The sequence below is a fragment of the Janibacter cremeus genome (assembly GCF_029395675.1).
Lineage (GTDB): Bacteria > Actinomycetota > Actinomycetes > Actinomycetales > Dermatophilaceae > Janibacter > Janibacter cremeus_A.
The window spans coordinates 535,047-551,018 of record NZ_CP115184.1; the positions used below are offsets into that span (position 1 = coordinate 535,047).

15 protein-coding genes are annotated in these 15,972 nt (G+C 72.0%); 2 read left to right on the forward strand and 13 right to left on the reverse strand.

Going from position 1 to position 15,972, the window contains the following annotated elements; all coding sequences use genetic code 11:
* The 6 genes from O9K63_RS02400 to O9K63_RS02425 are packed head-to-tail and all read right to left on the reverse strand — an operon-like array spanning position 1 to position 8,191.
* Positions 1-798, reverse strand: a complete 798-nt coding sequence (locus tag O9K63_RS02400) for an enoyl-CoA hydratase family protein (RefSeq protein WP_277240208.1) — start codon at positions 796-798, stop codon at positions 1-3.
* Positions 795-2,882, reverse strand: coding sequence for a biotin carboxylase N-terminal domain-containing protein (locus tag O9K63_RS02405; protein ID WP_277240210.1), 2,088 nt, complete (start codon positions 2,880-2,882; stop codon positions 795-797). The genes O9K63_RS02400 and O9K63_RS02405 overlap by 4 nt, the downstream gene beginning before the upstream one ends.
* 8 nt (positions 2,883-2,890) lie before the next feature.
* Positions 2,891-4,489: an acyl-CoA carboxylase subunit beta gene (locus O9K63_RS02410; RefSeq protein ID WP_277240212.1), complete on the reverse strand. Its 1,599-nt coding sequence runs from the start codon at positions 4,487-4,489 to the stop codon at positions 2,891-2,893.
* Entirely contained in the window at positions 4,486-5,655 is a 1,170-nt protein-coding gene (locus O9K63_RS02415; RefSeq protein ID WP_277240214.1) for an acyl-CoA dehydrogenase family protein, read from the reverse strand. Before O9K63_RS02415 ends, O9K63_RS02410 begins: the two co-directional genes overlap by 4 nt.
* Entirely contained in the window at positions 5,652-7,427 is a 1,776-nt protein-coding gene (locus tag O9K63_RS02420) for an acyclic terpene utilization AtuA family protein (RefSeq protein ID WP_277240216.1), read from the reverse strand. The genes O9K63_RS02415 and O9K63_RS02420 overlap by 4 nt, the downstream gene beginning before the upstream one ends.
* Complete coding sequence (locus O9K63_RS02425) at positions 7,424-8,191, reverse strand: TIGR03084 family metal-binding protein (RefSeq protein WP_277240218.1); 768 nt, start codon at positions 8,189-8,191, stop codon at positions 7,424-7,426. The genes O9K63_RS02420 and O9K63_RS02425 overlap by 4 nt, the downstream gene beginning before the upstream one ends.
* A gap of 77 nt (positions 8,192-8,268) precedes the next feature.
* Between O9K63_RS02425 and O9K63_RS02430 the strand changes: the two genes are divergently transcribed.
* The gene (locus O9K63_RS02430; protein WP_277240219.1) at positions 8,269-9,414 is read left to right on the forward strand and encodes an acyl-CoA dehydrogenase family protein; all 1,146 of its coding nucleotides are present in this window, start codon (positions 8,269-8,271) and stop codon (positions 9,412-9,414) included.
* A gap of 52 nt (positions 9,415-9,466) precedes the next feature.
* On the forward strand, positions 9,467-10,294 hold the full coding sequence (locus tag O9K63_RS02435) for an SDR family oxidoreductase (protein ID WP_277240220.1): 828 nt from the start codon (positions 9,467-9,469) through the stop codon (positions 10,292-10,294).
* A gap of 3 nt (positions 10,295-10,297) precedes the next feature.
* Here O9K63_RS02435 and O9K63_RS02440 read toward each other — a convergent pair whose 3' ends face one another.
* From O9K63_RS02440 to O9K63_RS02470, 7 genes are all read right to left on the reverse strand, one after another.
* Entirely contained in the window at positions 10,298-11,380 is a 1,083-nt protein-coding gene (locus O9K63_RS02440; protein ID WP_277240222.1) for a DUF4185 domain-containing protein, read from the reverse strand.
* Positions 11,381-11,494: 114 nt separating this feature from the next.
* The gene (locus O9K63_RS02445) at positions 11,495-12,001 is read right to left on the reverse strand and encodes a flavodoxin family protein (RefSeq protein WP_277240224.1); all 507 of its coding nucleotides are present in this window, start codon (positions 11,999-12,001) and stop codon (positions 11,495-11,497) included.
* 22 nt (positions 12,002-12,023) lie between these two features.
* Positions 12,024-12,245 (reverse strand): hypothetical protein, encoded by a 222-nt coding sequence (locus O9K63_RS02450; RefSeq protein ID WP_277240226.1) that lies wholly within the window; start codon positions 12,243-12,245, stop codon positions 12,024-12,026.
* A 129-nt stretch (positions 12,246-12,374) separates the two neighbouring features.
* Positions 12,375-12,980: a response regulator transcription factor gene (locus O9K63_RS02455; RefSeq protein ID WP_277240228.1), complete on the reverse strand. Its 606-nt coding sequence runs from the start codon at positions 12,978-12,980 to the stop codon at positions 12,375-12,377.
* Positions 12,977-14,119, reverse strand: coding sequence for a sensor histidine kinase (locus tag O9K63_RS02460; protein ID WP_277240230.1), 1,143 nt, complete (start codon positions 14,117-14,119; stop codon positions 12,977-12,979). The genes O9K63_RS02455 and O9K63_RS02460 overlap by 4 nt, the downstream gene beginning before the upstream one ends.
* Positions 14,116-14,874, reverse strand: coding sequence for an ABC transporter permease (locus O9K63_RS02465; protein ID WP_277240231.1), 759 nt, complete (start codon positions 14,872-14,874; stop codon positions 14,116-14,118). The genes O9K63_RS02460 and O9K63_RS02465 overlap by 4 nt, the downstream gene beginning before the upstream one ends.
* A complete protein-coding gene (locus tag O9K63_RS02470) occupies positions 14,871-15,866 on the reverse strand; it encodes an ABC transporter ATP-binding protein (protein WP_277240234.1) in 996 nt (331 codons plus the stop codon). The genes O9K63_RS02465 and O9K63_RS02470 overlap by 4 nt, the downstream gene beginning before the upstream one ends.
* Positions 15,867-15,972: the final 106 nt, after the last annotated feature.

Below are 15,972 nucleotides of genomic sequence, written 5' to 3' on the forward strand. Positions count from 1 at the left end.
TCATCCCTCGCTCGGCGCCCACAGGGGAGAGCGCTTCTGCATGAAGGCCGTCATGCCCTCACGGGCCTCCTCGCTGACGAAGAGCCGCGCGGACTGGTCGGCGACCCGGTCGCGGTGGGCATCGATGTGGTCGAGGACCTCGTGCGTGACCAGCGCCTTGCTCTCGCGCAGGCCCTGCGGCGAGCACCTGCCGAAGGCACCCGTCACCCCGGCGACGGCCTCGTCCAGCTCGTCGGTCCCGACCACGGCCTCGGTCACCAGCCCGATGCGCGCGGCCTCGGCAGCGTCGAACTTCGAGCCGGTGAGGAAGTACCGGGCGGCGGCCCGTGGGTCGATCCTCGGCAGCACGGTCAGCGAGATGACCGATGCGGCCAGCCCCAACCGGGACTCGGTGAGCGCGTAGGTCGCGGCGTCGCTCGCGATCACGATGTCGCACGCCCCGACCAGCCCCATGCCACCCGCGCGCACGTGCCCGTCGATCCGGCCGATGACCGGCTTCGGCAGCGCGACGATCGCCCGCAGCAGGTCGACGAGCTGGTCGGCGCGGGCCCGGGCGGGGTCGTCGGCGGTGTTGCTGCTCGCCTCGGACAGGTCCGCCCCGGCGCAGAAGGTCGTGCCGGTGTGCGTGAGCACGACGCAGCGGACGTCGTCGTCGCGCTCGGCCGCGGCCAGCCCCTCGGTCAGCTCGGCGACGAGCCGGTCGGAGAGGGCGTTGCGGTTGTGCGGCGAGTCGAGGGTGATCGTCATGACGCCCGAGCTCGTCCCGGTCCTGACCCGGGGTCCCTGCGGTGCGCTCATCCTGCGTTCCTCTCCTCGATGTCTCTGCTGTCGCTGTCGTCGGCAGCGACGGCGGCGTCGCCGGTCGCGTCGTCCTCGACGACGGCCAGCGTGGCGCCCTGGTCGACCTGCTGGCCCACCGCCACCGCCACCCGGGTGACGGTACCGGCAGCCGACGCCGTGACCGCGTGCTCCATCTTCATCGCCTCGAGGGTGAGCACCGTCCGTCCCGCCTCGACGACGTCCCCGGGCTCCACGTGGACGCCGGTGATCGTGCCCGGCATGGGTGCGACGAGCGCGCCCCCGGGGGTCAGGGCCGACGGGTCGACGAAGCGGGGTGGCAGGCCCAGGGTGCTCGACCCCAGCGGGGAGTCGACGGCGACCATCTCCTGACCCGGCCCGTCACCGGCGATCCAGGCGACGTCGAAGCGACGCCGCACGCCGTCCAGGTCGAGGACGACGCAGGTCGGGTCCGCCTCGACGAGGACCACCCGGTCCGCGGACGAAGGGGGCGACTCCAGCTCGAGGCCGTCCCGCCCGATCCGGTGCCCGACGACGACCTCGTCGTCGCCGTGGGCGAAGGTGCGCCGCTGGAAGGTCGAGGGCACGTTGCGGAACCCGGTCTGCACCGACCGCAGCACGGGGCGCTGGGCGACCTGGCGTGCACCGTCGGCGAGGGCGGCCACGAGCCCGGCGAGCTCCGGGGCGAGGGCGGTGCCCTTGGTCAAGGTGCTCGGGTCGTACCGACCGTAGAAGCCGGTGTCCGCGGTGCCGTCGAGGAACTCCGGGTGCAGCAGGCTCTCGACGAGCAGGTCCCGGTTCGTCGTGATGCCGTGGATCCGGCTGCGGCGCAGCGCGGCCGCGAGCTCGCGGACCGCCTCCTCCCGGGTGGGAGCCCGGGAGATGACCTTGGCCAGCATCGCGTCGTAGTGGGTACCGACGACCGACCCGGTCTCCACGCCGGAGTCGAGCCGGATGCCGTGCTCGGGCGCGACCGCAAACCGTGTGGCGACGCCGGGCACGGACAGGGCCGCCACCGTCCCGGTCTGGGGGCGCCAGTTGGCGTTCGGGTCCTCGGCGTAGAGCCGCGCCTCGACCGACCACCCACGGGTGGCCGGTTCCTGCGCGGGGAGGGACCTCCCTTCGGCCACGTCGAACTGCAGACCGACGAGGTCGGTGCCGGTGACCGCCTCGGTGACCGGGTGCTCGACCTGCAGGCGGGTGTTCATCTCGAGGAACCAGAAGGAGCCGTCGGGCAGGGCGAGGAACTCCACGGTGCCGGCGCCGCAATAGCCGACCGCGGTGGCCGCGTCGCGACCGGCCTGCAGAAGGCGCTCACGCATCTGCGGGCCGACCCGCTCGACGAGCGGCGAGGGGGCCTCCTCGATGACCTTCTGGTGGCGGCGCTGCAGCGAGCACTCCCGCTCGCCGAGCGCCCACACGGTGCCGTGGGCATCGGCCATGACCTGGACCTCGACGTGGTGCCCGGTCTCGAGGTAGCGCTCGACGAAGACGGTGGGGTCGCCGAATGCCGAGTCCGCCTCCCGGGAGGCGGAGGCCACGGCCTCGTCGACCTCGGCCAGGGTGCGCACGACCCGCATGCCGCGGCCGCCACCGCCGCTGGAGGCCTTGACGAGCACCGGCAGGTGCTCCTGCGTGACCTCCTCGGGGGCGATGCGGTCGAGGACCGGGACGCCGGCCTCGGCCATGCGCTGCTTGGACTCGACCTTGCTGCCCATGACGTCGATGGAGCGTGGGTCGGGACCGATCCAGGTCAGTCCCGCGGCGCGGACCCGCTCGGCGAAGGCGGCGTTCTCGGACAGGAAGCCGTACCCGGGGTGGATCGCGTCGGCCCCGGCAAGCCGGGCGGCCTCGATGACGAGGTCACCGCGCAGGTAGGTGTCGGTGGGGGAGCTGCCGGGCAGGTGGACCGCGGCGTCGGCCTCGCTCACGTGCGGGCTGTCGGCGTCCGGGTCGGAGAAGACGGCGACGGTGGCGATCCCGCGGGCACGGCAGGTCGCGAAGACCCGGCGGGCGATCTCCCCGCGGTTGGCGACGAGGACCGATCGGATCGGGGTGGCAGGTGTGGTGGCGAGAGAGTTCACGGTGCTCCTCACATCCGGAAGACGCCGAAGGAGGAGGTCCCCTCGACCGGTGCGGTGTGGATGGCGGACAGGGCGATCCCGAGAACGTCCCGGGTGTCGCGGGGGTCGATGATGCCGTCGTCGTAGACGAGGCCGGAGAGGACCATCGGCATCGCCTGCGCGGTGATCTGTCCCTCGACGTAGTCGCGCACGGCTTGGGCGCCCTCCTCGTCGAAGGGCTTGCCCTGCGCGAGCGCGGAGGCCTTCGACACCGAGTAGGTGACGTCGGCGAGCTGCTGTGCGCCCATCACGGAGGAGCGTGCGGACGGCCAAGTGAAGACGAACCGCGGGTCGTAGGCACGTCCGCACATCCCGTAGTGGCCGGCGCCGTAGGAGTTGCCCAGCAGCACCGAGATGTGCGGGACGGTGGAGTTGGACACCGCGTTGATCATCATCGCGCCGTGCTTGATGATCCCGCCCTGCTCGTACTCCTTGCCGACCATGTAACCGGTGGTGTTGTGCAGGAAGAGCAGCGGGGTGTTCGAGCGGTTGGCCAGCTGGATGAACTGGGCCGCCTTCTGCGACTCCTCGCTGAAGAGCACACCGCGGGCATTGGCGAGGATCCCGACGGGGAAGCCGTGCAGCTGGGCCCACCCGGTGACCAGGGAGGTGCCGTAGAGCGGCTTCCACTCGTCGAAGTCGCTGTCGTCGACGATCCGGGCGATCACCTCGCGCGGGTCGAAGGGGGACTTCAGGTCCGACGGGACGATGCTCAGCAGCTCCTCGGCCGGGTACCGCGGTGGCCTGGGCTCGGCGGTGACCGGACCGGAGGCCTTGCGGTGGTTCAGGCGGGAGACGATGGTCCGCCCGATCCGGATGGCGTCCTGCTCGTCACGCGCGTAGTGGTCGGCGAGCCCGGAGACGCGGGCGTGCATGTCGGCGCCGCCGAGGGACTCGTCGTCGGACTCCTCGCCGGTGGCCGCCTTGACGAGCGGGGGCCCGGCGAGGAAGACCTTGGAGCGCTCCTCGATCATCACGACGTGGTCGCTCATGCCGGGCAGGTAGGCACCGCCGGCGGTGGAATTGCCGAAGACGAGCGCGATCGTGGGGATGCCCTCCCGGGAGAGCCGGGTGAGGTTGCGGAAGATCGCGCCACCGGGGATGAAGATCTCCTTCTGGGTCGGCAGGTCGGCTCCACCGGACTCGACGAGCGAGATCACCGGGAGCCGGTTGGCCAGCGCCACCTCGTGCATCCGCAGCGTCTTCTTCAACGACCACGGGTTGCTCGCGCCACCCTTGACGGTCGGGTCGTTGGCGACGACGAGGCACTCCACGCCGCTGACGAGGCCGATGCCGGCGACGACGGAGCCGCCGACGGTGAAGTCCGACCCGTAACCGGCGAGGGTGGCCAGCTCGAGGAACGGGGACTCCAGATCGAGCAGGAGCTCCACCCTCTCGCGGGCGGTGAGCTTGCCGCGGTCGTGGTGCCGGGTGACGTACTTCTCCCCGCCACCATCCACGGCCCGAGCGACCTCGACGCCGATGTCGGCGAGGGAGGCGTGCATCGCGTCCGCCGCGGCCTGCGCCTCGGGGGTCGTCGGGTCGAGGGTGCTGTGCAGGATGGTCATGCCACCAGTCCCAATCGTCGTGCGGCCATCTGGTTGAGGATCTCGACGGTGCCCCCGCCGATGCCGAGGATGCGCATGTCGCGGTACTGCCGCTCCACCTCGCACTCGGCCATGTAGCCCATCCCGCCGAAGAGCTGGACAGCCTGGTGGGCGACCCATTCGCCAGCCTGCGTCGCGGTGTTCTTGGCGAAGCACACGGCGGGGATGAGCTCGGTGAGCGGTTCTCCGGCCTCGTGCCGGTCGACGACCGAGCGGGTGTAGGTCCGCGCGACCTCGATCCGGGAGGTCATCTCCACGAGGGTGTCCTGGACCGTCTGGCGGGAGATGAGCGGCTGACCGAAGGTGCGTCGCTCCCGGCACCACTCGGTCGTCAGGTCGAGGCAGCGCTGGGCCTGCGAGTACGCCTGCGCGGCGATGGCGATGCGCTCGGTGAGGAAGGCGCTGCCGATGAGCAGGAAGCCGGCGTTCTCCGGGCCGACGCGGTGCCTCGCCGGGACGCGCACATCGGTGAAGGCCAGTTCCGCGGTGTCCGAGGAGCGCCAGCCCATCTTGTCCAGGCGCCGGGTCACCTCGAAGCCCGGCATGCCCTTCTCGAGGACGAGGAGGGAGAGCCCGCGGCTGCCCCGGTGCTCCTCGCCGCCGGTACGCACGGCGGTGGTGACGAAGTCGGCTCGGACACCCGAGGTGATGTACGTCTTGGTCCCGTTGACGACGTACTCGTCACCCTCCCTTCGCGCCCTCGTGCGCAGGCCGCCGACGTCCGATCCGCCGTCCGGCTCGGTGATGCCCAGCGCACCGATCATCTCGCCGGCCAGCGTCGGGGCGACCCAGCGCTCGATCTGGGCCGGGTCACCGGCGGTGACGATGTGCGGGCAGGCGATGCCGGCCGTGAAGAGGGAGGCGTAGGTGCCCCCGGCCGCACCGGCCTCGTGGAAGGCCTCCGCCACCACCACCGCGGCGCGCTGGCCGGCGCCCCCGCCGCCGGCGGTCTCGGGGAAGCCGACCCCGATGAGGCCGAGGCCGCCGGCAGTGCGGTGCAGCTCGCGGGGGAGCTCGCCGTCGCGCTCCCACGCGTCCTGGTGCGGCAGGACCTCGCGTCGGACGAACTCGCTCGTCGTCGCGCGCAGGGCCGTCAGCTCCTCGGTGTACCAGTCCTCGTGGCTCATCGGTCCTCCGTCGGGTCGAGCAGGGTCGCTGGGATGTCGACCTGCCGGGCACGCAGCCATTCGCCCAGCCCCTTGGCCTGGGGATCGAAGCGCGCGTTGTACGCGACGCCCTCGCCGAGCAGGCCCCCGATGACGATGTTGACGGCGCGCAGGTTCGGCAGGTGGATGACGGTCAGCGGCAGGTCGTCGGTCTCCGGGAGCAGCTCGCGCACCCGCTCGGGGGTGAGCAGCCCGGACAGCCACGGCCAGGCTGCGTCGTCGCGCACCCACACGCCGATGTTGGCGTTGCCACCCTTGTCCCCGGAGCGGGCGCCGGCGACGGTGCCCAGCGGCGCACGGACGGTGGCGCCCTCCTGCAACTGCCTAGGCTCTTGCGAGGTGTGGGGGTCCTGCCCGTGCAACTGCTTGGGCTCTTGCGAGGTGTGGGGGTCCGTCAACGGTTCGAGGGCCTGCGTCGTCATGGGAGGTGGGACGTTCTCGACGGAGCCGTCGTCGAGGACGACCTCATGGTGCGGCACCGACTGCGGGACGTAGCCGGGCGTGAAGACGCCGTAGGGCGTGGCGGTGGACGGTGGAGCGAGCGTGTGGAAGCCGGGGTAGGACGCCAGGGCGATCTCGATGGCCGCGCTCGAGAAGGGACGACCGACGACCTTCGCGTCCGGGTCGCGCGCGACGACGGTCAGCAACGCCGCGGCCTGCTGCTGCGTCGGGGCGTCTGCGGAGTCGGTGCGCGCCAGCGTCCACGTCAGCTCGGCGGGGGCGGTGGTGAGCGCGTCGTGGAACTGGCGCTTGACGAGCTCCGCCTTGGCCTCGACGTCCAGTCCGGTCACGGCCATCGTCATCTCGTTGCGGAAGCCCCCCAGGGACGTCAGCGACACCTTGACGTCCGGCGGTGGGGCCTCCCCACGCACCCCGGTGATCGAGACGCGGTCCGTGCCGTCCGGGCGAAGGGAGATCGAGTCCAGTCGGGTGGTGACGTCCGGGCCGGCGTAGCGCGCGTCCTGCACCTCGTAGAGCAGCTGGCTGGTGACGGTGCCGACGGTGACCGCACCGCCCGTCCCCGGGTGCTTGGTGATGGTGCTCGACCCGTCGGGGAGGATCTCGGCGATCGGGAAGCCCGGGTGGACGAGGTCCTCGATCTCCGTGAAGAAGGCGTAGTTGCCGCCCGTGGCCTGGGTGCCGCACTCGATGACGTGGCCCGCGACGGTCGCACCCGCGAGGGCGTCGAGGTCGTCGCGGCCCCACCCGAAGTGCGCGATCGCCGGGCCGACGATGACCGACGCATCGGTGACCCGACCGGTGACGACGACGTCCGCGCCCGAGGACACGGCACGGGCGATGCCGAAGCCGCCGAGGTAGGCGTGCGCACCCAGCGGGGTGCCGAGGGCGAGAGCGTCGGCGCGCGGGGTGAGATCGTCGCCGCGCACGTGGGCGACGGTGGGGGAGAGGCCCTGCTCGGCGGCCAGCGCGCGGATCGCGGCGACCAGGCCCGGGGTGTTGACGCCCCCTGCGTTGGCGACGATCGTCACTCCCCGGTCCATGGCGAGCCCGAGGCAGTCGCGCAGCTGTGTCAGGAAGGTCTTGGCGTATCCGGTGCTCTCGTCCTTCATCCGGTCGCGGGCGAGGATGAGCATCGTCAGCTCGGCCAACCAGTCCCCGGTCAGGACGTCCAGCTCCCCGCCCTCGAGCATCTCCCGCATCGCGGAGAGCCGGTCGCCGTAGAAGCCGGAGCAGTTGCCGACGCGCAGTGCCTCGCCCGTCCCGGTGCTCATGCCTGCGCTCCCGCCCGGGTCGGCGCCCCGGCGAAGGCTTGGGCGAAGGTCAGCCAGTGGGCCGCCTCCCCGGTGGCGACGAGATCGGTGGCGGCGAGCTCGCGCCGCTGGGTGACGACGAGGGCGAAGTCCTCGGCTGACCCGGTGACGGTGTCGTCCCCGTCCTCACCCCAGACCCACGGCTCGCCGCCGGGGGAGGCCAGCTCGACATGAAAAGGCACGGAGGGGGTGTCCTTGTCGTTGATGATGTAGGCGAAGTCGCGCGTGCGCACCCCGAGGTGGCAGATGTCGCGCAGCCGGTCGGTCGGCTCGCGGCGCACTCCCAGGGCGTCGGCGACATCCTGTCCGTGGGCCCAGGTCTCCATCAGGCGGGCCGTGGCCATCGACCGCGCGCTCATCGGTGGGCCGAACCACGGCAGCTTCGTCCCGTCGGGGGTGGAGCGAAGGGCGTCGGCCAGCTTCTCGCGACCGGTGCGCCACCGCGCCAGCAGCTCGACCGGGGGAGCGGCTGCTCCCTTCGCCGCCTGCTCGTCCACGTGCCCCGTGACGTTCTGCAGGGCCGCCTCCACCTCTCTCGCGAACTCCTGCGGCGCTGTCGCGGCGAGCACGGCGACCTCGTCGGTCCACGCGAGGTGGGCGATCTGGTGGGCGACGGTCCACCCCTTCGCCGGGGTGTCGTGGGCCCAGTCCGAGTCGTCCAGGGCGGCGACGAGGGCATCGAGATCGGTGCACTCGTCGAGGAAGGCGGCCACGGTGTCGCTCATGGGGTGAGAGTGCCACGCACCGAACAAACAATCAAGCATGCTTGTTTTATTCGTTGACGGTGGCTACCGTCGCGGTCATGCGCCTCACCGATGAGCACATCGCCTTCCGCGCCAGCGTGCGCGCCTTCGTGGAGTCCGAGATCAACCCGCACGTGGACGCGTGGGAGGAGGCCGGGATGTTCCCGGCCCACGAGCTCTTCCCGAAGGCGGCCGCCCTGGGTCTGCTGGGCCTCGAGCGCGACCCCGAGTACGGGGGCGAGGGCGCGGACCACTCCTTCCAGATGGTCGCCGCCGAGGAGCTCGGCCGCGCCGACGCCGCCGGGGTGGCCATGGCGCTGGGGGTGCAGTCGATGATGGCCACGCCCTCGCTCGCCACCTTCGGCACGCCGGACCTGAAGCGCGCGTACCTGGCGCCCGCGCTCGCCGGCGAGCAGGTCGCCGCGATCGCGGTGACCGAGCCGGACACCGGCTCGGACGTCTCCCGGCTGCGCACCCGAGCGGTCCGTGACGGCGACGACTGGGTCATCACTGGCCGCAAGACCTACATCACCAACGGCAGCCAGGCGGACTGGCTCTGCCTGCTCGTGCGCACCTCTGACGAGGGCGGCTACCGGGGGATGTCCCAGATCATCGTCCCGACCGACTCGCCCGGCTTCTCCGTTGCCAAGCGCCTGGACAAGCTCGGCAACCGCTGCTCCGACACCGCCGAGCTCGTGCTCGACGAGGTGCGGGTGCCCGTGGCCAACACCATCGGCGAGGTCGGTCGCGGCTTCCAGCAACAGATGCAACAGTTCATCATCGAGCGGATGTACGCGGCCTACTCCAGCGTCGGCAGCTGTGACAAGGCGCTCGAGCGCACCCGCGCCTACATCACCGAGCGCGAGGTCTTCGGCCAACCGCTGGCCACCAAGCAGTACGTCACCTTCCGCCTGACCGAGCTGCAGGCGCAGGTGGAGATGCTGCGCAACCACAACGCCGCCGTCTGCGAGACCCACCTCGCCGGCGGCGACATCACCCGCGGTGCGAGCGTCGCCAAGCTGACCGCCGGTCGCCTCGCCCGCGAGGTCGCCGATGCGTGCATCCAGTTCCACGGCGGCATGGGCTACATGGAGGAGACGTGGACCGCGCGCTTCTTCCGTGACACCCGCCTGGGCTCCATCGGCGGTGGCGCCGACGAGGTCATGCTCCAGGTCCTTGCGCGGCTCGACGGACTGCCGGCCTGACCCCCTTCGCTACGCTCGGCCGACCAGACGACCCACCCAAGGAGAGACGACCATGACCCGCACCCTCGCCGGCCGCACCATCCTCATGTCGGGCGGCAGCCGCGGCATCGGGCTGGCCATCGCCGAGCGCGCCGCCCGGGACGGCGCCAACGTCGCGATCGTCGCCAAGACGGACACCCCGCACCCGAGGCTCGAGGGCACCATCCACACGGCGGCGGCCGCCATCGAGGCCGCCGGCGGTCAGGCCCTGCCCGTCCTCGGGGACGTGCGCTCGCAGGAGTCGGTGCAGGAGGCGGTGGACCGCACTGTCGAGCGCTTCGGTGGCATCGACGTCGTCGTCAACAACGCCAGCGCGATCGACCTGTCGTCGACGGCGGACCTGTCGATGAAGAAGTACGACCTGATGCAGGACATCAACACCCGCGGGTCCTTCCTGCTGGCGAAGACGGCGCTGCCGCACCTGCGGGCGTCGGGGGCGGCACACGTGCTCACCCTCTCGCCGCCGCTCAACCTCAACCCGCGGTGGGCGGGCGCGCACCTCGGGTACACGATCGCCAAGTACGGCATGAGCCTGGTGACGCTCGGCCTGGCCGAGGAGTGGCGCGAGCACGGCATCGCGGCCAACAGCCTGTGGCCGAGGACGGCCATCGCCACGGCCGCCGTGCAGAACCTCCTCGGTGGTGAGAAGGCCATGGCGGGTAGCCGCAAGCCGGAGATCATGGCCGACGCGGCCCACGCGGTCCTCACCCGCGCCCCGGCCGAGTGCACCGGGCAGTTCCTCATCGACGACGAGGTCCTCGCAGAGGAGGGCGTCACCGATCTCTCCGTCTACGGGCCGCCGCTCGAGGAGCTGCTGCCCGACTTCTTCCTCGACGAGTGAGGCTCAGCGCAGGCCGAGGGTGATGAACTTCGGCCGGTAGAGCGTCGGGTTGTTCATCAGCTCCTCGAAGTCGAAGGTGTTGACGTTGTAGGAGATGAGCAGCCGGCCGTCCTGCGACAGCGCCGGGTGGCCGTGCGCGTTGTAGGTGAAGTGCTGCCCCTGCGTCTCCGGCGTCTCGTAGATCGTCTGCGGCTGCTCCCACGGGCCGGTGGGGGAGCAGGCCGTCCACGCGTTGATCTTCGGGCTGTACGGCTCGGAGGTGTCCGAGGAGATCATCAGGTACCCGTCGCGGAAGGGGGAGACGCTCAGCTCGTTGGCCACCCCCTTCGTCAGGCGCTCGCTCTCGTCGGGGTCGTCCTCCCAGCCGTCCGCGCCGAGGTACTCCCACGTCGAGCGGTCGGCGAGGGAGCCCGCGGGCGCGCGCGCCACGTGCAGGTGCTTGGCCTTCTCCCGGTCCTCGATGCCGTAGATCCACGTGTGCGTCGAGGTCGACATCAGCCCCGCCCCCCACGCGACCGGACCCTCGAAGCCCTCCTGGATGTCGGTGACCTCCAGCTCGGGCAGCGACACGTGGGCGAGGGTATTGCGCTCCCACTCGAAGCCGTTCTCGCCGACCTGCTTGGTGCGGGAGAGGAAGACGAGCAGCTCGCCGCCCTCGACCTTGGCGTCCTGCACCCAGTAGTAGGTCTTCTCGCCCGGGTCCGGGAAGAAGGACTCCGGGCCCTCGCGGGTCAGCGTGCTCAGCTGCCCGGACCCGTCCTCGACGACCAGGGCGTTGTGCACCATCGTCATCCCCGGCTGCGGGTTGCCGTTGTCGTCGACGGTCCCGATGAGCGAGTCGCTGAAGAGCCACAGCGTGCGCTCCTGCGGCAGCTGGACCGAGTAGGTCGAGTCGCCGCCGATCCAGCCCGGCCCGGACAGCTCGAAGCGGGCGTCGTCGGAGCGCGAGGGCTGCGCCCAGTCGAAGTCGGCGGAGAGCGCCTCGCAGTCGCCGCGGTCCCGGTCCCTCTCCTCGGAGCACCCGGCGAGCAGCCCGGCACCGACCGCGAGCACGGCGCAGACCGCGGTCAGGCGTCTGCGGTGCATGCGGGCTCCTGGCGAAGGGGGCGGGTCGCCTCCCATTGTGACCGACGCGTAGCCCCCGGTCGCCGTGCGTCTCGGGCCGTGTCCCGAGGTGCGACCGGGACGCCCGTCAGGGAGTCACCCGGACGGGGTGCTCTCCGCGAGTCGGCGCCCCAGCTCCTCGCCCCACTCCCGTGCCCGCTCCAGCTCGCCGGGCAGCAACGGCCCCTCGTAGTCCTCGACGTAGAAGGTCTCCGGGTCGGCCAGCACGGTGCACCCCATCTTCCTCAGCGTCTTGGCCGCTCCGTGGCCCGCGTGTCCCGGCAGGTTCGGGTGGCGCACGTGGGTGTCGAACGTGGCGACCGTCAGCTGCGCGCTGCCGGTGGCGATCCACTCACGGACCCCGGTCGTGAGCATCCGTCCACCCCGCCGGTGGGCGTCCTCCCGGGTCGAGGGCCGGCTGAGACCGAAGGCCTGGGTGGGAGCTCCCACCACGAGGAGGTCGACTCGCAGGTCCGGCAACGGCGGTGCCTCACCTACGGCCACCACCTCGGTGGTCAGGTGCAGGCCGAGACCGGCCGCGATCGCCTCGGCGACGGCCCGGGTGTTCCCCCAGGCCGACTCGTGGACGACGATGGCCTTCATCCCGCCTCCTTCGGTCCGTGGGTCAGCGCCGGATCCCGCGCGTGAAGTAGACGAGGGGGCCGACGAAGCTGACGGCGATGACCGCCGCCCACCGTCCCTTGCCGCCGCGCACCTCGCTCGCGGGCCGCAACGCCAGATCGGTCCAGGCGGTCAGCGCGAGGGACAGCTGGATCGAGGCCAGGGTCAGCACGGTCGTCTGCTGTCCCGGGCTCAGGTCGTCCCAGCTGCGCTTCCCGCGGGTCATGTCGTCTCCCCTCGACGTCGGGTCCATGGAGGATCCACCCTCACCCGTGATTGTGGCACGGTGCTGGTGAGCCGGGTCATCAGCGGGGTGGAGTGAATTCCCTCCGTGGGCGGGGCCGGAGGAGAGCGGTCAGAGCCAGCCGAGGTCCTGGGCGCGGCGGGCGGCCTCCACGCGGGTGGCGGAGCCGGTCTTGCCGATGGCCGAGGAGAGGTGGTTGCGCACCGTGCCGGGGGAGAGGTGCACCCGCGCGGCGATGGCGGCCGCCGAGCCGCCCTCGAGGGCGTGGGTGAGCACCTCGCGCTCGCGCTCGGTGAGGGGGTTCGGCCCACCGACGACGCTCTCGGTCGCGAGCGAGGGGTCGACGACCCGGCCGCCCCGGGCGACGGTGCGCACGGCCTCCGCGAGCTCCTCCGACGGCGTGTCCTTGACGACGAAGCCCCGCGCACCGGCCTCGAGCGCCCGGCGCAGGAAGCCGGGGCGACCGAAGGTCGTGACGATGAGCACCCTGGTCCCGGGGACCTCGCGGGCCAGCTGGGCGGTGGCGGCGATGCCGTCCATCCCCGGCATCTCGATGTCGAGCACGGCGACGTCGGGGCGGGTGCGGAGCGCCGCCTCGAGCACCTCGTCGCCCGAGCCGACCTCGGCGACGACCTCGAGGTCGTCCTCGAGCCCGAGCAGCGCGGCCATCGCCCCGCGCACGAGGGCCTGGTCGTCGGCGAGCAGGACGGTGGTCACGGCAGCTCCACCCGCACCCTCGTGCCCGGCCCGGCGGAGCCGGTGAGGCCCTCACCGACCTCGATGCGTCCGCCGGCCTGGGCGACCCGCTCGCGCACACCGGTCAGCCCCGATCCCTCCTTGTGCCCGCGCAGGCCGCGGCCGTCGTCGCTGACCTCGAGCCACGAGGGACCCCAGGCGACCTCGACGCGACGGGCGCCGCTGTGCCGGATGACATTGGTGACGGCCTCACGCAGCACCCACGCCATGGTGATGCGGTGGGCCGGGTCGACGACGTCACCGTCCTCGGGCAGGCGGGCCTCGATCCCGGCGTCCCGCAGGGCGGTGGCCGCCACGTCCCGCTCGTCGGCCAGCCGGGCCACCCGCAGGCCGGCGACGGTCGCGCGGATCTCGGCGAGGGACTGACGGGTGAGCGAGCGGATGTCGGCCAGCTCCCCCTTCGCCCGCTCCGGGTCGATGTCGATGAGGCGCTCGGCCAGGTCGGCCTTGAGGGAGACGACGGTCAGCGAGTGGCCCAGCACGTCGTGCACGTCGCGCGCGACCCGGTCGCGCTCGGCGGTCACGGCCAACGACCGCTGCATCACCTGGTGACGCTCGTCGCTGAGCGTCATCCGGCGCAGCAGCAGACCGAACGCCCCGATGGCGAGGGGGAGGAAGAGCAGGAACCACACCTCCCGCAGGGCGTCGGTCACCGCCAGGACCAGCGCAGCGAAGACGACCACGGCGGCCACCGAGGGCAGCGGCCACCGGGCGGGGAAGCTGAAGGCGGCGAGCGAGGCCAGGAAGGGGGCCATGCCCACGGCGCCCGGACCGATGAGGGGGATCAGGGCGACCATGATCGCGATCCCCGCCAGGAAGCTGCCGAAGACGATGACCAGGTCCGCTCGTCGCCAGCCGCAGCGCAGTGCCCCCTGCCCGCGTACGAACCCCCACACGTAGAGGCCGGCGAAGGCGAGGACGCCGGCGAGGGCGACTGCGCGCAGCAGCGGCCGCTCGCCCGTCCGCTCGATCACCGAGAGGGCGGGGAAGGCGAGGAAGACCAACCAGATGGCGGCGAGGACCCACCCGTGCCTGGCCCACGGGTCGGCGAGGTACTCCTCGTCGGAGGGTGCCTGCGCCACCGGCTCGGCCGGGGTCACTGCCGCTCCCGCCCCCGCCGCGCCAGGAAGACCGTCGCCACGGCCATGATCATCGTCCACACCACCACGTTAGCCAGCGGCACCCACAGCGACTCGTGGGTGAGGTCGCCGGACGTCTCCACGGAGTCGCCCCCGGTGAGCGGGTAGCGGGCGAGGGAGACGAAGCCGTAGAGCGGGGTGAACTTCGCGATCGTGAGCATGATCCCCGACAGCGGGATGAAGATGTTGCCGAGGAAGGCGAAGATCACCAGCGACCCGGAGGCCGCGCCGACGGCCGACTCGGACCGCAGGGCGAGCCCGAAGACCAGGCCGTACAGCGCGAAGACGCCCGCGCCGAGGAGCACGATGGCCGCGGAGGTCGCCCAGACCCAGGCCTCCCCCTTCGCCCCCGTGCCGATGCCGATCCCGTAGATCAGCGTGATCGGGATCAGGGCGACGGACAGGGCGATGAGCGCCTTGCCGGCGACGTACGAGCTGTCGCGAAGGGGGGTCAGGCCCAGCTGTCGTCCCCACCCCTGCTGTCGCTCGACGGCGGCCTGACCGCCGATGCTCACCGTCGCGGTGACCGCGCCGTACACGGCCATGGAGATCATGATGTAGAGGGAGACGTTGCCGCGGCCGATGTCCTCCGCGCCGAAGGTCTGCGCCGCACCGAAGATGACGTACATGAAGGCCGGCAGCCCGGCGATGAAGAACAGCCCGACGTGGTCGCGGGAGATCCGCTTGAGCTCCAGGCCGATGATCGTGGGGTTCATCGCAGGGCCTCCGTCCCGGCCGCGCCGGCCGTCTCGTGGATCTCGTCGGTGGTGATCTCCTCGCCGGTGATGGCCAGGAAGGCGGCGTCCAGCGAGGCCGCCGTGACCTCGAGGTTCCTCCCGCCCAGCTCGGTCAGCAGGACCCGGGCGAGGGCGTCGGAGTCCTCACCGATCGCGGTGACCCGCTCGCCGGTCGTGGTCACCCGGGTGGTTCCCGGGAGCGCGCGCAGCTGCGCGACCGCCGCGCCGACGTCCCCCCTGCGGACGTCGGCGCTGACGGTCCGGCCGCTGCCCCGGGCGCGGATCTCCTCGGTGGTGCCGTCGGCGACCACCCGGCCGTCGGCCATGAGGACGATGCGGTCGGCGAAGTCGTCCGCCTCCTGCAGGTAGTGGGTGGCGAAGAGGATGGTGCGCCCCCGCTGCGCGACGGCGTGCATGGTGCGCCAGAAGTCGCGCCGTGCGCTCACGTCCATCCCGGCGGTGGGCTCGTCGAGGACGAGCAGGTCGGGGTCGGGCAGCAACGCCAGGGCGAAGCGCAGGCGCTGCTGCTCGCCGCCCGAAAGCTTGTGGACGAGGCGGTCGGCCTTGGCGGCCAGACCGGCCCGCTCGAGGACGGTGTCGACCGGCTGGTGGTCGGTGAAGGTGGAGGCGATGAAGCGGACCGTCTCGCGCGCCGTGAGGTCGCGCAGCAGCCCGCCGGTCTGCAGGACCGCGGAGACCCGCCCGGCCCGGACGGCGTCGCGCGGTGGTTGGCCGAAGGCGGTGACGGTGCCGGTGTCCGACTGGGTGAGGCCCAGGATCATGTCGAGGGTGGTCGTCTTGCCCGCGCCGTTCGGCCCGAGGATCGCCACGACCTGCCCGGGCGTGACGACCAGGTCGACGCCGGCGACCGCCCGGACGGTCCCGCTGCGCGCACGGAAGGCCTTGGTGACCCCCTGCAGCTGGATGCCGTCGGCCGGGTCGCTGCGCGAGGTGGCTGGTGCGCTGGTCATCGATGTCATGGCCCAAGCCTCGTGCGCCGCAGGGGATCGCCACCATCCCCGGATGTCACGAGTCGGACATGACAGGTGTCACGAGGGCAGACATCCGGCGCCCGAG

Excerpts from the sequence above, each read along its gene's own strand:
- O9K63_RS02410 (WP_277240212.1), bottom strand. The coding sequence starts at position 4,489 with ATGACCATCCTGCACAGCACCCTCGACCCGACGACCCCCGAGGCGCAG.
- O9K63_RS02470 (WP_277240234.1), bottom strand. The coding sequence starts at position 15,866 with ATGACCAGCGCACCAGCCACCTCGCGCAGCGACCCGGCCGACGGCATC.
- O9K63_RS02435 (WP_277240220.1), top strand. The coding sequence starts at position 9,467 with ATGACCCGCACCCTCGCCGGCCGCACCATCCTCATGTCGGGCGGCAGC.
- O9K63_RS02445 (WP_277240224.1), bottom strand. The coding sequence starts at position 12,001 with ATGAAGGCCATCGTCGTCCACGAGTCGGCCTGGGGGAACACCCGGGCC.
- O9K63_RS02430 (WP_277240219.1), top strand. The coding sequence starts at position 8,269 with ATGCGCCTCACCGATGAGCACATCGCCTTCCGCGCCAGCGTGCGCGCC.
- O9K63_RS02415 (WP_277240214.1), bottom strand. The coding sequence starts at position 5,655 with ATGAGCCACGAGGACTGGTACACCGAGGAGCTGACGGCCCTGCGCGCG.
- O9K63_RS02450 (WP_277240226.1), bottom strand. The coding sequence starts at position 12,245 with ATGACCCGCGGGAAGCGCAGCTGGGACGACCTGAGCCCGGGACAGCAG.
- O9K63_RS02440 (WP_277240222.1), bottom strand. The coding sequence starts at position 11,380 with ATGCACCGCAGACGCCTGACCGCGGTCTGCGCCGTGCTCGCGGTCGGT.
- O9K63_RS02400 (WP_277240208.1), bottom strand. The coding sequence starts at position 798 with ATGAGCGCACCGCAGGGACCCCGGGTCAGGACCGGGACGAGCTCGGGC.
- O9K63_RS02465 (WP_277240231.1), bottom strand. The coding sequence starts at position 14,874 with ATGAACCCCACGATCATCGGCCTGGAGCTCAAGCGGATCTCCCGCGAC.
- O9K63_RS02420 (WP_277240216.1), bottom strand. The coding sequence starts at position 7,427 with ATGAGCACCGGGACGGGCGAGGCACTGCGCGTCGGCAACTGCTCCGGC.
- O9K63_RS02425 (WP_277240218.1), bottom strand. The coding sequence starts at position 8,191 with ATGAGCGACACCGTGGCCGCCTTCCTCGACGAGTGCACCGATCTCGAT.